The following is a 14,356-nucleotide window of genomic DNA, read 5'->3' on the forward strand; positions in this document are numbered from 1 at the left end:
GGGTGGCGGGGGGGGGCGCCCCCCCCCCCGCCCCCCCCCCGCCCGCGGGGCCCCGCCGCCCCCCCCCCCCCCCCCCCGCCCCGGGCCCGGGGCGCCGCGGGGCCCCCCCCGCGACTCGAGGAACAGCCATGTCCACTGTGAGTACCTATGCCGCTCCGACGACGGCAGACGTCGTCGTGATCGGAGCCGGCATCAACGGCCTCGCCATCACGCGCGAGATCGCGCGCCGCGGCCTGCACGTCGTGATGATCGACCAGGACGACATCGCCGCGCGCACATCGGCCATCTCGACGCGTCTGATCCACGGCGGTCTGAAGTACCTCGAGCGGCTCGAGGTGCCGCTGGTCTTCGAGTCGATCCGGGAGCGCAACATCCTCCTGCGCACCGCGCCTCATCTGGTGAAGCCGTACCCGATGCTCATCCCCTTCTCGAAGTCGGCATCACGGCCCGGATGGCTGCTCTCGTGCGGGCTCGTGCTGCACGACGTCTTGTCGATCGGCAAGCGACTGCCGCTCAACCGCATCGTCTTCTCCTCGCGGTTGAAGCGCGAGTGGCCCTCCGTTGCGGCAGGCGGCGTCAAGTGGGGCGGCCTGTTCCAGGACGCCCACGTGCCCGTGACGGAGCGTTTCGCGATCGAGCTCGCGATCGACGCGTCCCGGCACGGGGCGACCGTGCTCACTCACACTCCGGTGACGGGTCTGCTCCACGAGAGTGGACGCGTCGCCGGCGTCAGGTATCGCGATCGGCTGAGCGGCGAGGAACGCGAGGTGCGGGCGAGCGTCGTCGTGAACTCTGCGGGGCCGTGGGTGGATGCCGTCCTGGATCTCGAGGGCGGTCACCCGCGCAAGATCGGGCCCACCAAAGGAAGCCACTTCGTCGTCGATCGCTTCGAGGGCGCTCCCGAGACATGCATCTTCTTCGAGTCGCCGGATGACCAGCGCCCCATGTTCGTGCTGCCCTGGTGGGACGGCAAGTACATGATCGGCACGACGGACCTGCCGTACACGGGGTCGATCGACGACGTCGTGATCGACGCCGACGAGATCGACTACCTGCTGCGCGCGGTCAACGGCCTGCTCCCCGGGGCAGGCCTGACGCCGGACGATGTGCTGTGGTCGTACTCCGGCGTCCGTCCGCTGCCGTTCGTGGGCGACGTGGACAATCCGGCATCCGTCAGCCGCGACAGCGAGATCATCAGCCATGACGGCGATAGCGCCGGACTCGTGACGGTGATCGGGGGCAAGTACACCACGCATCGGGCGCTCGGCGAGGAGGTGCTGCATCGCATCGAGAAGACCCTGGGGGTCGAGCACCGCGCCTCGTCGACGCGCCGGGCACCGTTTCCCGGTGCACCGGCGATGCCCATGGTGCGGTTCCGCAAGGCATTCGTCGACCGCAGTGTGCTGCCTGTCCGCTCGGCCGCGCGGCTCGCCGACCTCTACGGGTCGCTCGCGCACGGCATCGAGATGCTCGCGGCATCCGATCCCGCCCTGGCGGAGGTGATCGACGACGAGACCGGAGCCATTGCCGCCGAGCTCGTCCATGCCGTACGCAACGAGGGCGCGGTCACGCTCGAGGACGTGCTGCTGCGACGCAGCGCCATCGCTTTGAACAGCGATGTGGCGCTTTCGTGTGCGCCGCGCGCAGCCGACCTGCTGGTCACGCACGCGGGGTGGGATGCGGAGTATGCCCTGGGCGAAGTGAGGCGTTACCGTGAATCGGTTCGGCGCTTCGCACCGCGTGCGCTGCAGACGTCGCCGCGCGGGATGGCGCCGTGAGAGAAGAAGACGAGGGATCAGTGAAGATCTGTGTGATCGGCATCGACGTCGGGCTGACCGCCGCCAAGGCTGCGGCCTTCGACGAGGCGGGGCGGGAGATCTGCACCTTCTCGGCCCCGAACCCGCGAGTAGCCGTCTCGCGTGAGCGTCAAGAAGTCGACATGGACGCGCTGTGGGAGGTCGTCGCCGACGTGTTGCGCGACCTCACCGGCGAGCTCAAGCGCCGAGCGTGGACCGTCGGGGGCGTCGCGGCCACCGGTCACGGCAACGGCCTCTACCTCGTGGATGAGGACCTCCGGCCCACGCGTGCGGCGATCGCCTCGACCGACAGTCGGGCGGAGGCGGTGGTGGCCGCATTGGACCCGGGCACGGTCGAGGGGGTGCGCCGCGTCACCGGATCGATGCCGTGGGCGGCGCAGCCCGCCGTGCTGCTGCGTTGGCTGCGTGAGAACGAGCCCGAGGTGCTCGCTCGCACACGGTGGGCGCTGACCTGCAAGGACTGGTTGACGCTCTGCATGACCGGGGCGCCGAGCGCCGACCTCTCCGATTCGTCCGGCTGCGGCCTCGTGAACCTGCAGGCGCGGGAGTATGAGCCCGCCGTGCTCGACATGCTGGGTCTGCCGGCCGAGATGGCCCGCATCTTCCCGCCGCTCGCGGGGTCGGAAGACGTCGTCGGCCACGTCACCGAGGCAGCCGCCGCCCAGACGGGCCTGCCGGTCGGCACGCCCGTCGTCGCCGGCTGCATGGATTGCGTCGCGAGCCCCCTCGGGGCCGGTTCGGCTCAGCGTGGCGACGTCACGATCATCGTCGGCACCTGGGCCATCAACAGCGTCGTCGTGCCTTCGCACATCGAGCCGCCCCGTGTGACAATCAACGCCCTGCTGCCGGAGCCGGGCATGATGCTGGCGATGGAGGTGGCGCCCACGTCGGCGGCCAGCATCGAGTGGGCCTCGCAGGTGCTGGGGGCCACGGCCACCATGCCGATCACTCCGCGCGACCTTCTCGATGCCGCGCAGCACGCGCCACCGCTCGCCGATGGGCTGATCTTCCTGCCCTTCATCCATGGGGCGCCCGAGCATCTGGGTGCTTCGGGCACCCTGCTCGGGATCAAGGGCAGCCATCGGTACGAGCACGTGGCGCGCGCCGTCGCCGAGGGGATCACCCAGTATCACCGGGTGCAGCTCGGCAAGGTGCGCTCCTGTGGCGCGACCGTGTCGGAAGGGCCGTGGACACTCGCCGGGGGAGGCGCCAAGAACCCTCTGTGGGCACAGATGTTCGCCGATATCGTCGGGCGGCCGATGCGCCGACAGCTCGGCACGGAGCTGGGCGCACGCGGGGTGGCGTCGCTCGCGGCGCGGGGGATCGGCATCGATGTCGGGCCCTGGAACACCGAACCGGATCCCGCCCTCGTGGTCCCGCCCGGCGAGGGACGCGCCGCCTACGAACAGCAGGCGCGGGTGTTCGACCGTTCGATCGCGGCGATGGGCGCCGTCTGGGAGGCAATGGCATGAGCACCGCGACCATCGACGTCGACACGGCGCTCGCCGAGATCGTGCGGGTGAGCCGCCGGCTGGGCGCCGACGCCTCGCTGGTCCTCCACGGTGGAGGCAACACCTCGATCAAGGCGACCGGCGTCGATGTCACCGGCGAGGCCGTCGACCTCGTTCTCGTCAAAGGAAGCGGCTGGAACCTCGCGACGATCGAATCCGGAGGCTTCGCCCCGCTGCGTCGCAGTCGACTCGACGCACTGCTGCAGCTCGAACACCTGGACGACCCCACGATGGTGAACGAACTGCGGCAGGCTTCACTCGACGCCGGCGCCCCCACGGCATCCATCGAGGCGCTCCTGCACGCCTACCTGCCCGGTCGCGTCGTGTTGCACTCGCACGCCGACGCGATCGTGGCGTTGACGAACCGGGACATCGACGTCGACGAGGTGCGCGATGCTCTGGGCGAGGGGGTGCTCGTGCTGCCGTATGTCATGCCCGGCTTTCCGCTTGCTCGGTTGATCGCACAGACCGACGTGGGTGGCGCGGATGCCGTGGTGCTGAGCAATCACGGCCTGTTCACCTTCGGCGACGACCCGGATGCCGTGCTCCGGCGCCACCGTGAGCTGGTCGAGCGTGCGGCCGAGGTCGCGGGCGTCGACGACTGGGGGAGCGAGGGCGACGCCATCGAGCGCCGCGGCGAGCCTCGCGAGATCGCGCAGCTGCGGCACGCGATCTGTGAGGTGGCGGCTGCGCCGATGCTGCTGCAACAGTCCGTCTCTGGGCGGGGCGCCGAGTACGCGCGGCGCGACGATCTCGACGCGGTCACCAGTCGAGGCACCGCCACCCCCGAGCACGTGCTCTATACCAAGCGCGCACCGCTCATCGGTCGCGACGTTGTCGCCTATGCCGACCGGTACCGCGAATATGTGCAGCGCCACCGGTCCCGGGCGACGACCGAGATCACCGAGCGTGATCCCGCGCCGAGAGTGGTCTTCGACGGCGAGCTGGGATTTCTCGTCGCCGGCGAGAGCGTGGCGGCGCTGCAGGTGACGCACGATGTGGCCGTGCACACGATGGATGTCGTGGATGCCGCCGACCGTCTGGGTGGCTACCGTTCGCTCGACGAGCCGCACACGTTCGACATCGAGTACTGGTCGCTCGAGCAGGCCAAGCTCGCAGGTCGCGTGCGCCGCCCCCTGACGGGCGAGGTCGCCATCGTCACCGGCGCCGCCTCGGGGATCGGCCGTGCCATCGCCGAGAGACTCCTCAGCGACGGGGGAGCGGTCGTCGGGATCGATCTTGACGCCAGAGTGAGGGACCTCGTCGACGACGACGCCTGGCGCGGTGTCGTCGGGGACGTGAGCGACCCACAGGTGCTCGCCGCAGCGGTCGACACCGCCGTGCGTGATTTCGGAGGCATCGACGTGGTCGTGATCGCCGCCGGGATCTTTCCGCCCAGCATGTCCATCGCAGACCTCGACGACGATGTATGGGACCGCGCTTTCAGGGTCAACGCGGCGGCGCCCGCCCGCCTGTTGCGCGCCGCGCACCCGTACCTCGCGCTCTCGCCGCGCGGTGGTCGCGTCGTGCTCGTCTCGACGAAGAATGTCGCCGCCCCCGGCCCCGGCGTCGGCGCATACTCGGCGAGCAAGGCCGCGGCCGCGCAGCTGGCTCGTGTCGCGGCGCTCGAGTGGGCCCCGGACGGCATCCGCGTCAACCAGGTCGAGCCGGATGCCGTCTTCGACACGGCCATCTGGACCGACGAGCTGCTCGAAGCCCGAGCCGCACACTACGGGCTCAGCGTGGAGGAGTATCGCACGCGCAACCTGCTGCGAATCGAGGTGAGAAGTGCGATGGTCGCGGACGCGGTCGCCGCCTTCTGTGAAGCCCTGCCGGCCACCACGGGCGCGCACCTCAGCGTTGACGGGGGCAATGAGCGCGTGATCTGAGGCCGTCCGAACTTCTCCCGTGGTTGTCTGTTCCCATGTCGCCGCACGGAACCGCACCCGTACCCGCCCCGCATCCCGACGAGCCGCACCGGGGAGGGCTCGCCCAGCGCCTCAACTGGCTGCGCGCGGGCGTGCTGGGCGCCAACGACGGCATCGTCTCGGTCGCCGCGATCGTCGTCGGCGTCGCCGGGGCGACCAGCGAGGTCGCGCCCATCCTCACGGCCGGTGTCGCCGGTCTGGTCGGTGGCGCCATCTCGATGGCGCTCGGCGAGTACGTGTCGGTGAGCAGCCAGAGCGACAGTGAGCGGGCGTTGATCTCCAAGGAGAAGCGCGAGCTGCGTGAGATGCCCGAGGAGGAGCTGCAGGAGCTCGCGGGCCTGTACGAGGCCAAGGGCCTGCGCCCCGAGACCGCCCACCAGGTCGCCGTCGAGCTCACCGCCCACGACGCGGTCGCCGCGCATCTGTCGGCCGAGCTGAACATCGACGAGACGGATGTCGTGAGCGCCTGGCATGCCGCCGGAGCGTCCACGCTCGCTTTCGCCGTCGGCGCCCTGCTGCCGCTGCTGGCGATCCTGCTGCCCCCGGAGGGCTGGCGTGTTGCCGCGACCTTCGTCTCGGTGCTCGTCGCGCTCGCGCTGACCGGCTGGATCTCGGCTCACCTCGGCGGCAGCTCCAAGCCCAGGTCCATCCTCCGTATCGTGATCGGCGGAGCCATCGCCCTGGCCGCCACCTTCGGCGTCGGCTCTCTGCTGGGGGCCTCGGGAGTGGTCTAGTCCCGTCTGGCGCGTCACCCCCCATTCATCCTTGTGCGAGCGGCGCGAACTGGATAGGAAAGGAGGCACACGAGAGCCACGCGTTCGACAGGGCGCAGCGGGGGTGGCGACGTGGATCGGCCGCATGCGTGGGTGTAAGTCGCCCGCGTCGGGCACCGGCGCCCCCGCGGTCATCGACTCTGGGGAGACGATCATGACGACATCCGCCCACCACGAAGCGCGGGCCTAGGCACATGCGAGTGCGCAGACCTCTCGCCGCGATCGCGCTGGCCGCGGCGACGTGGGCCGGCGCCACGGCCAGCGCCCACGCCGCAGACCGTGCCCCGGCATCCACCGCCCCCGCGTCCGCAGCGCCCGGCCCGGTCGTCTGCGACGACCTCATCGACCAGCCGCTGCAGGCCGAGCTCGCCGAGGCCGGCTATCGCCCCGCCGACATGGTGCAGACCAGCGACGAGCCGACGATGCACGACGAGAGCGTGGAGTGGAGCGCCTGGGCCTATATCTTCGAGCAGGACGGGCTGACCTGCTGGTGGCTGCGCGACGTCGATCCGGATGCCGCGGCCGTCGGCTATGCGGTGGTCTCCGACCAGGAGGCCCTCGAGGCCGACCTGGTCGAGAGCGGATACACCCTCGCCGACACGGAGTTCGGCCCCGTCTACACGCTCGCCCCCGAGTCCGAGGTTGGGGCGCCCGTCGTCACCTTCTCGGCGAATGAGGTGCTCCTGGGCGAGGGCGTGGTGATGGCCGCGCGGGGCCTGCATCACAGCGCGCTCGCGCAGATCCGCACCCGCATCCTGCCCCTGCTCGACATTCCCGAGCCCGTGGTCGAGGAGCCGGTGGTGGAGGAGCCGATCGCGGATGCCGACACGTCTGACGCAGACACATCCGACAGCGCCCTCGAACCCGCGACCGACACGGGCGTGCCCGCGGCGGCATCCGCGAGCCTCGACGATTCCGCGGCCGCCCCCTCGACCCTCAGCGGGCTGCGCACGCCCGGCCAGGTGAATCTCGACCCGGTGATCCTGGGCTGCACCCTCGCCATGACGCTGGTGTTCGCGGCGATCCTGGCGTTCCCGGGCAAGCTGATGGAGACGGCGATCAGCGAGAACTACGACCGCGTCTCCCGCGTGTGGGCGCCGCTCACCGCCGCGGGCCGGCGCGCCGGAGCGTCGCTGGCTCGGGCGCCGCTGACCCGAGCGGCGAGGTCTAGGGCGAGCCGGATGCCGCGCGCGGCGCCGCTGGCGATCGGGGTGCTCGCCGCGGCCATCATCGCCGGATTCGTCGATCCCTCGTTCGGCTTCAACGCCGGGTCGGTGCGCATGGTCGCCTCGAACCTGGTCTCGTTCGGCGTCGAGGCGATCGTCGGCGCCGCACTCGTCGCGGGGGTCGCGCGCCGCTGGGCGATCGCGCCGACCGCGCGCATCGGGCTGGTCGCCGGGTCGCTCGGCATCCTGCTGGTGACGGTGCTCGCGTCGCGGCTCACGGGCTTCGTGCCCGGCGTGGTGTTCGGCCTGATCGTCGCGGCGAGCGTGCCGTCGGCTCTGGCCAAGCGCGACGGACTGCGCCTCGCGGTCGTCGAGGTCGTCTACGTCGCCGGCGCCGGGATGCTGGCGTGGGCCTTCTACGGGGTGCTCGCCGAGCCGCTGGCCGCGTCCGGCGGCATCCTCGATCGCTTCGCCGTGGAGGCGCTCGCCGCGATCGCCGTGCTCGGCCTCTCGGCCCTGCCCATCCTGCTGCTGCCGTTCCGAGGGATGGCCGGCGCGGCGATCTTCGCGGTCAGCCGCGGCATGTGGATGGTCGCCTACGTGCTCGGCACGTCGCTGTTCATGCTCGTGCTGCTGCCGTTCCCGGGCAGCTGGGAGCAGACGTCGTCGCCGTTCTGGGTCTGGGTGACCCTGTTCGCGGTCTACGCGGTCGTCTCGGTGATCGTCTGGTTCGTGCTCACGAAGACGCGGCGCCGGCCGGGCGGGGAGTCGCAGCCCAACGCGGTCGATCACGCCCGTGTCAGGTGAGCGCGCGGAGCAGCCGGCGCCCCGGCCGGCACCGTGAACGTCACGCGCGTGCCTTCGCCCAAGCGACTGTGGATGTGCACGTGGCCCCCGTGGGCGCGCGCGATGCTGCGCACCAGCGCCAGCCCGAGCCCGAACCCCGGAACGGCCTGGCGGCGCGATGCCGGCGAACGGTAGAAGCGGTCGAAGGCGCGGGCCTGCTCGCCGACGGTCAGTCCGAGGCCCTCGTCGGCGACGAAGACGCCCACGATGCCGTCCTGCTGCTGCACGCCGACGATGACGGACGAGCCGGCCGGAGAGAACTTGAGCGCGTTCGTGATGAGCTCGTCGATTGCCTGCGTCGCGAGCCGTGGATCCAGATGAGCAGTCACCCCGTCGGCGGCGTGCGCCACGGTCAGCTCGATCCACCGCGCCTCAGCCGGCTCGGAGTGCCGCGCGACCAGTTGCGTGACAAGACCGGTGACGTCGATCGTGCGAGGTCGGATGTCGTGCGATGAGTCTGCGGCAGACACGAGCTCGGCGATGCGTGCGGCCAGGTGGTGCGTCTTTCGCTGCACGATGGCCATCAGACGGTCCGACTTCGGGTCCGGCTGCGGGGCGGACTCGAGATGCTCCTGCAGCAGGTCGAGGTATCCGGTGATGGGGGTCAGCGGGGTGCGCAGCTCGTGCGAGACGGTGCGCAGGAACTCCTCCCGCACCTGCACGGCTTCTGCGAGCTCGGTCACGTCGTAGAGCACCGCCACCGTGCCGAGCGGCACACCGTCCTTGCGGCGCACCTTGCTTCGCGAGGCGACGACCGCCACCTGGCGCGAGGCCGGGCCCCACCACTGCAGCGAGCCGTCGATGTGCTCACCGCGGAACACACGTGAGAGCACCTGCTCGTCGAGCGAGACGAAGGTCTCGCGGTCGGCCGCTCGCACGTTCGGCCCCACGTACGGGGGCGTGTCGAGACGGATCCCGGCCAGTTCGGTCAGATCGCGCGCGATCTGGTTCGACAGCAGCACGTCGCCGTTCGCGTCGAGGAACACGACGCCGGCATCCACGGCATCCACGATGCCGCGCGCGAGGATCTCGTTGTCTTGCGCCCGGCGGAGGGCCTCGCCCTGCGTGCGGTGCGCCGAGATGAGCTGCGTCGTGCGCTGCCGCAGCTGACGCGACGCGATGTTCGCGACGAGCGCGATGCCGATCGCCAGCGCCGGCAGCGTGACGACGTTCAGCCAGGCGACCGCGTCCGCCGGCCACGACCTCGCATAGACGAAGGGAAAGCTCGGGATGAACAGCGCGCTCACGACGCAGGCGACCAGCATGCGTGCCCCGAAGCCGTATGCCAGCCACAGCACCGGAAAGATCGTGAGCAGGCCGGCGGCGGGAACCAGGGGAAGCAGCTCGGTGCGCAGGAACGCCACGCCGACGACGTCCGCGAAGGCCACGGCCAGCAGCCACGGCGGCGGAAACCTCTCCCACGGCACCATGAGCCCCGCCGTGGTCGCGACGATGATCACGGCCGTGCCGGCGAGAAACAGCGGGCTCATGAGGATCTCTGGCATGACGAGACCGGTCGAGACCACCACGAACGCCGCGCTGCCGAAAAGCGGCAGCTGCGCGCGGGTGAACACCCGCAGCCGGCCGGCCCTCGTCGTGGCCTCCTCGAACATCGGCACGCGGGCCTCTCCCTTCACGCGGCACAGGCCACTCAGGGCATTATGCGATCTGATCCGCTCGCGGCCGGGATCTCGGCGGCAGTGGCGCCGAGCACGGCCGGCTCGACGGCGTGGTGGTGACCGCCGCACCCAGTGCGCGCACGCTCGACCCGGCACTGGCGTCGGATCCCGACGACGTGCTCGATGCGATCGCAACGCCGCCCTCATCCTCGCGGCGAAGAATCTGGCGGATGCTGCCGCGGGTAGCGGTGTGACGGGCGACGCCGCCGCCGAGCCGGGCACGCCCCGAATCCTCTCAGCGGGCGAAGGATGCCGTGAAGCCGACTTCGAGCGCGTCCAGCGCCTCGCAGACCACCCCAACCGGATCGTCGGCGGCTCCGTGCGTCGCCCACCATGTCAGAGCCGACATCGTGGTCGCCTGCACCGCCGCGCCGGCGACGACGGCAAGCAGGGCGGTGGGCTCCGATCCTGTGCGCGTGGCGACGAAATCGGTGATCGCCTGGCGCCAGCGCACGAAGGGCTCCGAGCCGTGGGAGTGCAGTTCGGGGGTGCGGCCGATGAGCCGCATCCGCATGCGCGTGGTGAGCTCGTCTTCGTCGTGGTCGGCGAAGGACGCGGTGATCCCGTCGCGCAGGGCCACCTGCAGAGGCACGTCGATCGGCGTTTCGTCGAGTCGCCGCCGCAACGTCGCGAACGAGGTGTCCACCGGCCCCCACACGATGTCGGCCTTCGTCGGGAAGTACCGATGAAGGGTGCGGATGCTGAGCCCCACCTCGGCCGCGACGTCCGACATCGTGCAGTCGCGGTAGCCGTGGAGGTCCAGCACACTGAGCGCCCGCGCGGCGAGCGTCTTGGCGTCCGCAAGCCTCGGTCGCCCTCGCCCCGTCACCGTATGGCCCACGGGCTCAGGCTACCCGCTCCTCTAGACCCGCTCCCGTTTGTGGCATAGCCTGCCAAAAGTGGCGGTGACGCCGGACGGATGGCAAAGGAGCTCGACGTGGAAACGACAGCGGAGCAGTTCGATGTGATCGTGGTGGGTTTCGGCGCGGCGGGAGCATCGGCCGCGATCGAGGCGGCGGATGCGGGCGCGCGAGTGCTCGTTCTCGACCGCGGATATGGCGGCGGAGCATCAGCCCTGTCGGGCGGTGTGGTCTACGCCGGGGGCGGCACAAAGATTCAGCAGCAGGCGGGGATCGAGGATTCGCCCGAGAACATGTTCGCCTACCTCAGGCAGGAGACGGGCGGGGTGGTCTCTGACGAGACCTTGCGCCGCTTCTGCGAGGGCAGCCGCGATCAGGTCGCGTGGCTCGAGGAACAGGGCGCGGAGTACCGGGGCACACTCGCGCCGTACAAGACCTCGTACCCCACCGACGCGCATTACCTGTACTACTCCGGCAACGAGAAGGCCCACCCCTACAAGGAGGCCGCCTCGCCCGCTGCGCGCGGACACCGTCACGTCGCGAAGGGACTCGGCTCGGGCAAGGCGTGGTTCGCGCAGCTTCGCCGATCGGCCCTCGCCAAAGGCGTGGACTTCCGTCCCCTCAGCCACGTCGAAGAGCTGGTGATCGAGGACGGCGCCGTCGTCGGTGTGACCTATCGCACGCTTCCGGCCGATGCGGCGGGCCGTGCACAGCACAAGCGCCTCACCGCGCTCGGGGGCAAGCTCGGCATCTGGGCGCCGCCGATCGGAGCGAAGATCAACCGTCGGGCGCAGAACATCTGGGAGCGTGGTGCCCGCGACCAGGTGGCCCGCGCATCGTCGGTGATCCTCAGCGCCGGCGGGTTCGTCTTCAACCCGGAATGGAAGGCGCGGTACGGCGCGCCGTACAAAGACATCACACCGCTGGGCACCAGTGGCGACGATGGGCACGGCATCGAGCTGGGTATGTCGGCAGGGGGGTCGATCTCGCAGATGGAACGGATGACGGCGTGGAGGTTCATGTCTCCGCCCAGCGCCATGATCGAAGGCGTCTCGGTCGGTGGCGAAGGAACCCGCATCCTCAACGAGGACCTGTATGGCGCAACGCATTCCGAGGCGCTCATCCACCAGCATGGCGGGCGCGGCTACCTCGTCGTCGACTCCCGCATCTGGAAGAAGGCGCGCGGGCAGGTTCGGGAGCAGACCCAGGCGTTCCAAGCCGCCCAACTGCTCTACGTCTTCACCCTCGGCCACAAGAAGGCGGCAACCCTGGCCCAGCTGGCGAAGAAGATCGGCGTCCCCGCCGCAGCCCTGCAGCAGACCGTGTCTGCCTACAATTCGGGGATCGCGGCCGGGGGCGACGGAGATCCCGCCCACAAGGCGCCCGAGTTGTGCAGCCCTGTGCAGGAGGGCCCGTTCTACGCCATCGACATCTCGATCAAGAACTCGCCCTTCTACCCGGCCCCGGGTCTCACTCTCGGCGGGCTTCGCGTCGACGAGCAATCGGGCAACGTCATCACGGATCAGAACATGCCGATCCCGGGGCTGTACGCCGCGGGCCGCAACGCCGTCGGCATCTGCTCCAACAGCTACATCAGTGGACTTTCGCTGGCCGACTGCGTCTTCAGCGGCCGCCGGGCGGGCGTCCACGCGGTCAGCGCGGGCCAGTCGACGCCGCAGAAGGCGTAGGTCGAGCCAGGACGACGAGCGTTGTCGGCCGCGATCCCCTCTCCGCCTCGGAAGGGGCGAGCACGATGAATGGCCGAGCACGACAAGGGTGCGGCTCCCGGAAGCGCGGTACCGTCTCACCATGGATCTTCGTCTCGATGAACGCGTCATTCTGGTGGTGGGCGGTGCCGGGTACATCGGCTCCGCAATCGCCGCGGCGCTGGCGGCCGAGGGCGCGACGGTGGTCGGCGCATCGCGGCACGGCGGCGACCTCACCATGGACGCCCGTGACGCGACCTCGGTGGCCGCCGCGGTCGAGAAGGTGCTCGCTGAGCACGGCCGGCTCGACGGCGTGGTGGTGACCGCCGCCCCCAGCGCGCGCACGCTCGACCCGGCCCTGTCCACCGATCCCGACGACGTGCTCGATGCGATCGATGGCAAGGCGATGTCGTTCCTGCGCGTGGCGCGGGCCGCGCTCGGCCCGATGCGCGAGGCCGGCTACGGCAGGATCGTCGGCATATCGGGTCAGAACGCGTTTCTGACCGGCGACCTGCGCGGGTCGGTGCGCAACGCGGCCCTCATCCTCGCGGCGAAGAATCTGGCGGATGCTGCCGCGGGTAGCGGTGTGACGGTGAACGTCGTCAATCCCGGGACCGTCGTCGATGAGCCGAGCACGACGGTCAGCGTAGGCAAGAGCGGAGAGTCGGCGCCGACCGACATCGCCGCACTGGTCGCTTTTCTCGTCTCTCCGCTCGCCGGGGCGATCTCGGGGGAGTCGATCGCCGTCGGCCACCGGGTGCGCGGTGCGTCCGGCCTCTGACCGGGCGCGGCTCGCGGGGTTCGCTCAACCCCCGTTGGCCGCCACCAGCTCGAAGTACACGACCTGCGGCGGAGCGTTGAACCGGGCCGGGATGCCGCTGAAGCCGATGCCGCAGGTGACGTAGAGCATGTTGCCCTCCGCCCCGAAATCATCCGGGGCGTATCCATCGGCAACCATCGGGTCTTCGGTGGTGAGCGCCATCCACGACGAGTGGGGTGAGCCCGGCATCGCGAACTGTCCGCAGTGCGTGTGTCCGGCGACGGCGAGCGGGGCGGCATCCGCCGGGATGCGGGGGAACACCTGCGGGTTGTGCATCATCACCACGCGGGGCTGTTCGGCCGAGACGCCCGCGAAGGCGGTGTCGATGTCGGCCAGGCCCGCGTGTGCGGGCGCGATGCCGACGACCCAGAGCGGGCGCTGCACGTCCGACCCCTCCAGCGGCACGATTGCGGCGTCATTGCTCAGCACGCGGATGCCGGCGGCCTCGAGCGCCGCGGTCATCTCCGCCGCCCCGTCCGATTCGTAGTCGTGGTTGCCCAGCACCGCGAACGAGGGAATCCCGGACTCCACCAGCGGCGCGAGCGCGTCCATGACGGTCTCGACCTGCTTCTCGGCATCCGGGGTCTGGCTGTAGAGAAAGTCGCCGGCCAGCAGCACCGCAGCCGGTCGCTCCTCGACGATCTGCTCGACGGCCTGCTCGGCCATGTCGGTGTTGGCGAACCACATGCCCACCTGAAAGTCCGAGACCACCGCGATTGTCTCGCCCTCCCACGCCTCGTCGAGGTGGGGGATCTCGGCCTCGTGATGTCGCTCTTCGAGCAGCAACTGCGGCTCGATGAACACGGCGTACCCGAGCATCACGACGAGCACGCCCACGACCACAGCCCCGACGGAGCCGAGTACCCGCGCGATCATGACGCTGCCCACCTCTCCCCACGCCGATGCGACGTGCCGGCCCCCAGGCTCCCCACGCCCGGCGCATCCCCGCAACCCCCTTGCGGCCTTGCCCCGGCCCCGCCACGTGCACAACTGCGGCAGAGCCCGCCGACACCCCGCACGAACGGAGCGCAACCACGGCGCGGCGCCCCGGCATCCGCAGTTGTGCACGGCGAGCTTTCCGATCGCGGGCACGTGCGCCGCCCACGGCCGCCGCGTTGCGGCCTACCCTGGCACCATGCACCATGCACCATGCACCATGCACCATGCACCATGCACCATGCACCATGCACCTTCGCGCCGCCGACGGCGAGCCGCGCCCCGCGCTGTATCAGCAGAACGACCGCCACCCA

Annotated in this window: 10 protein-coding genes; 7 read left to right on the forward strand and 3 right to left on the reverse strand. The window is 70.5% G+C overall.

The features are described 5' to 3' along the window. Positions 1-128: 128 nt before the first annotated feature. From M4I32_RS13670 to M4I32_RS13690, 5 genes are all read left to right on the forward strand, one after another. The gene (locus M4I32_RS13670; RefSeq protein WP_319035035.1) at positions 129-1,778 is read left to right on the forward strand and encodes a glycerol-3-phosphate dehydrogenase/oxidase; all 1,650 of its coding nucleotides are present in this window, start codon (positions 129-131) and stop codon (positions 1,776-1,778) included. Positions 1,779-1,798: 20 nt separating this feature from the next. Continuing rightward, positions 1,799-3,289: an FGGY-family carbohydrate kinase gene (locus M4I32_RS13675; protein WP_319035036.1), complete on the forward strand. Its 1,491-nt coding sequence runs from the start codon at positions 1,799-1,801 to the stop codon at positions 3,287-3,289. Next, entirely contained in the window at positions 3,286-5,217 is a 1,932-nt protein-coding gene (locus tag M4I32_RS13680) for an SDR family oxidoreductase (RefSeq protein WP_319035037.1), read from the forward strand. Before M4I32_RS13675 ends, M4I32_RS13680 begins: the two co-directional genes overlap by 4 nt. A 35-nt stretch (positions 5,218-5,252) precedes the next feature. After that, the gene (locus M4I32_RS13685; RefSeq protein ID WP_319035038.1) at positions 5,253-5,990 is read left to right on the forward strand and encodes a VIT family protein; all 738 of its coding nucleotides are present in this window, start codon (positions 5,253-5,255) and stop codon (positions 5,988-5,990) included. A 239-nt stretch (positions 5,991-6,229) separates the two neighbouring features. Then, on the forward strand, positions 6,230-8,002 hold the full coding sequence (locus M4I32_RS13690; protein WP_319035039.1) for a hypothetical protein: 1,773 nt from the start codon (positions 6,230-6,232) through the stop codon (positions 8,000-8,002). Here the strand turns inward: M4I32_RS13690 and M4I32_RS13695 are convergent. Both M4I32_RS13695 and M4I32_RS13700 read right to left on the reverse strand, forming a co-directional pair. Continuing rightward, complete coding sequence (locus tag M4I32_RS13695) at positions 7,984-9,678, reverse strand: sensor histidine kinase (RefSeq protein WP_319035040.1); 1,695 nt, start codon at positions 9,676-9,678, stop codon at positions 7,984-7,986. The two genes, M4I32_RS13690 and M4I32_RS13695, sit on opposite strands and share 19 nt — an antisense overlap. 277 nt (positions 9,679-9,955) lie before the next feature. Continuing rightward, the gene (locus M4I32_RS13700; RefSeq protein ID WP_319035041.1) at positions 9,956-10,561 is read right to left on the reverse strand and encodes a TetR family transcriptional regulator; all 606 of its coding nucleotides are present in this window, start codon (positions 10,559-10,561) and stop codon (positions 9,956-9,958) included. 96 nt (positions 10,562-10,657) lie between these two features. On the opposite strand from M4I32_RS13700, the gene M4I32_RS13705 reads away from it, so the two are divergent. Both M4I32_RS13705 and M4I32_RS13710 read left to right on the forward strand, forming a co-directional pair. Beyond that, a complete protein-coding gene (locus tag M4I32_RS13705) occupies positions 10,658-12,268 on the forward strand; it encodes an FAD-binding protein (RefSeq protein WP_319035042.1) in 1,611 nt (536 codons plus the stop codon). A 121-nt stretch (positions 12,269-12,389) separates the two neighbouring features. Next, the gene (locus M4I32_RS13710; protein WP_319035043.1) at positions 12,390-13,067 is read left to right on the forward strand and encodes an SDR family NAD(P)-dependent oxidoreductase; all 678 of its coding nucleotides are present in this window, start codon (positions 12,390-12,392) and stop codon (positions 13,065-13,067) included. 24 nt (positions 13,068-13,091) lie between these two features. On the opposite strand, the gene M4I32_RS13715 is transcribed toward M4I32_RS13710, so the two are convergent. Next, positions 13,092-13,982: a metallophosphoesterase gene (locus M4I32_RS13715; RefSeq protein WP_319035044.1), complete on the reverse strand. Its 891-nt coding sequence runs from the start codon at positions 13,980-13,982 to the stop codon at positions 13,092-13,094. Between the last annotated feature and the right edge of the window lie 374 nt (positions 13,983-14,356).

The sequence above is a fragment of the Microbacterium sp. LRZ72 genome (assembly GCF_033792225.1).
Classification (GTDB): domain Bacteria; phylum Actinomycetota; class Actinomycetes; order Actinomycetales; family Microbacteriaceae; genus Microbacterium.

Coding starts and splice junctions, on each gene's coding strand:
- M4I32_RS13685 (WP_319035038.1), top strand. CDS start 5,253: ATGTCGCCGCACGGAACCGCACCCGTACCCGCCCCGCATCCCGACGAG.
- M4I32_RS13680 (WP_319035037.1), top strand. CDS start 3,286: ATGAGCACCGCGACCATCGACGTCGACACGGCGCTCGCCGAGATCGTG.
- M4I32_RS13715 (WP_319035044.1), bottom strand. CDS start 13,982: ATGATCGCGCGGGTACTCGGCTCCGTCGGGGCTGTGGTCGTGGGCGTG.
- M4I32_RS13670 (WP_319035035.1), top strand. CDS start 129: ATGTCCACTGTGAGTACCTATGCCGCTCCGACGACGGCAGACGTCGTC.
- M4I32_RS13710 (WP_319035043.1), top strand. CDS start 12,390: ATGGATCTTCGTCTCGATGAACGCGTCATTCTGGTGGTGGGCGGTGCC.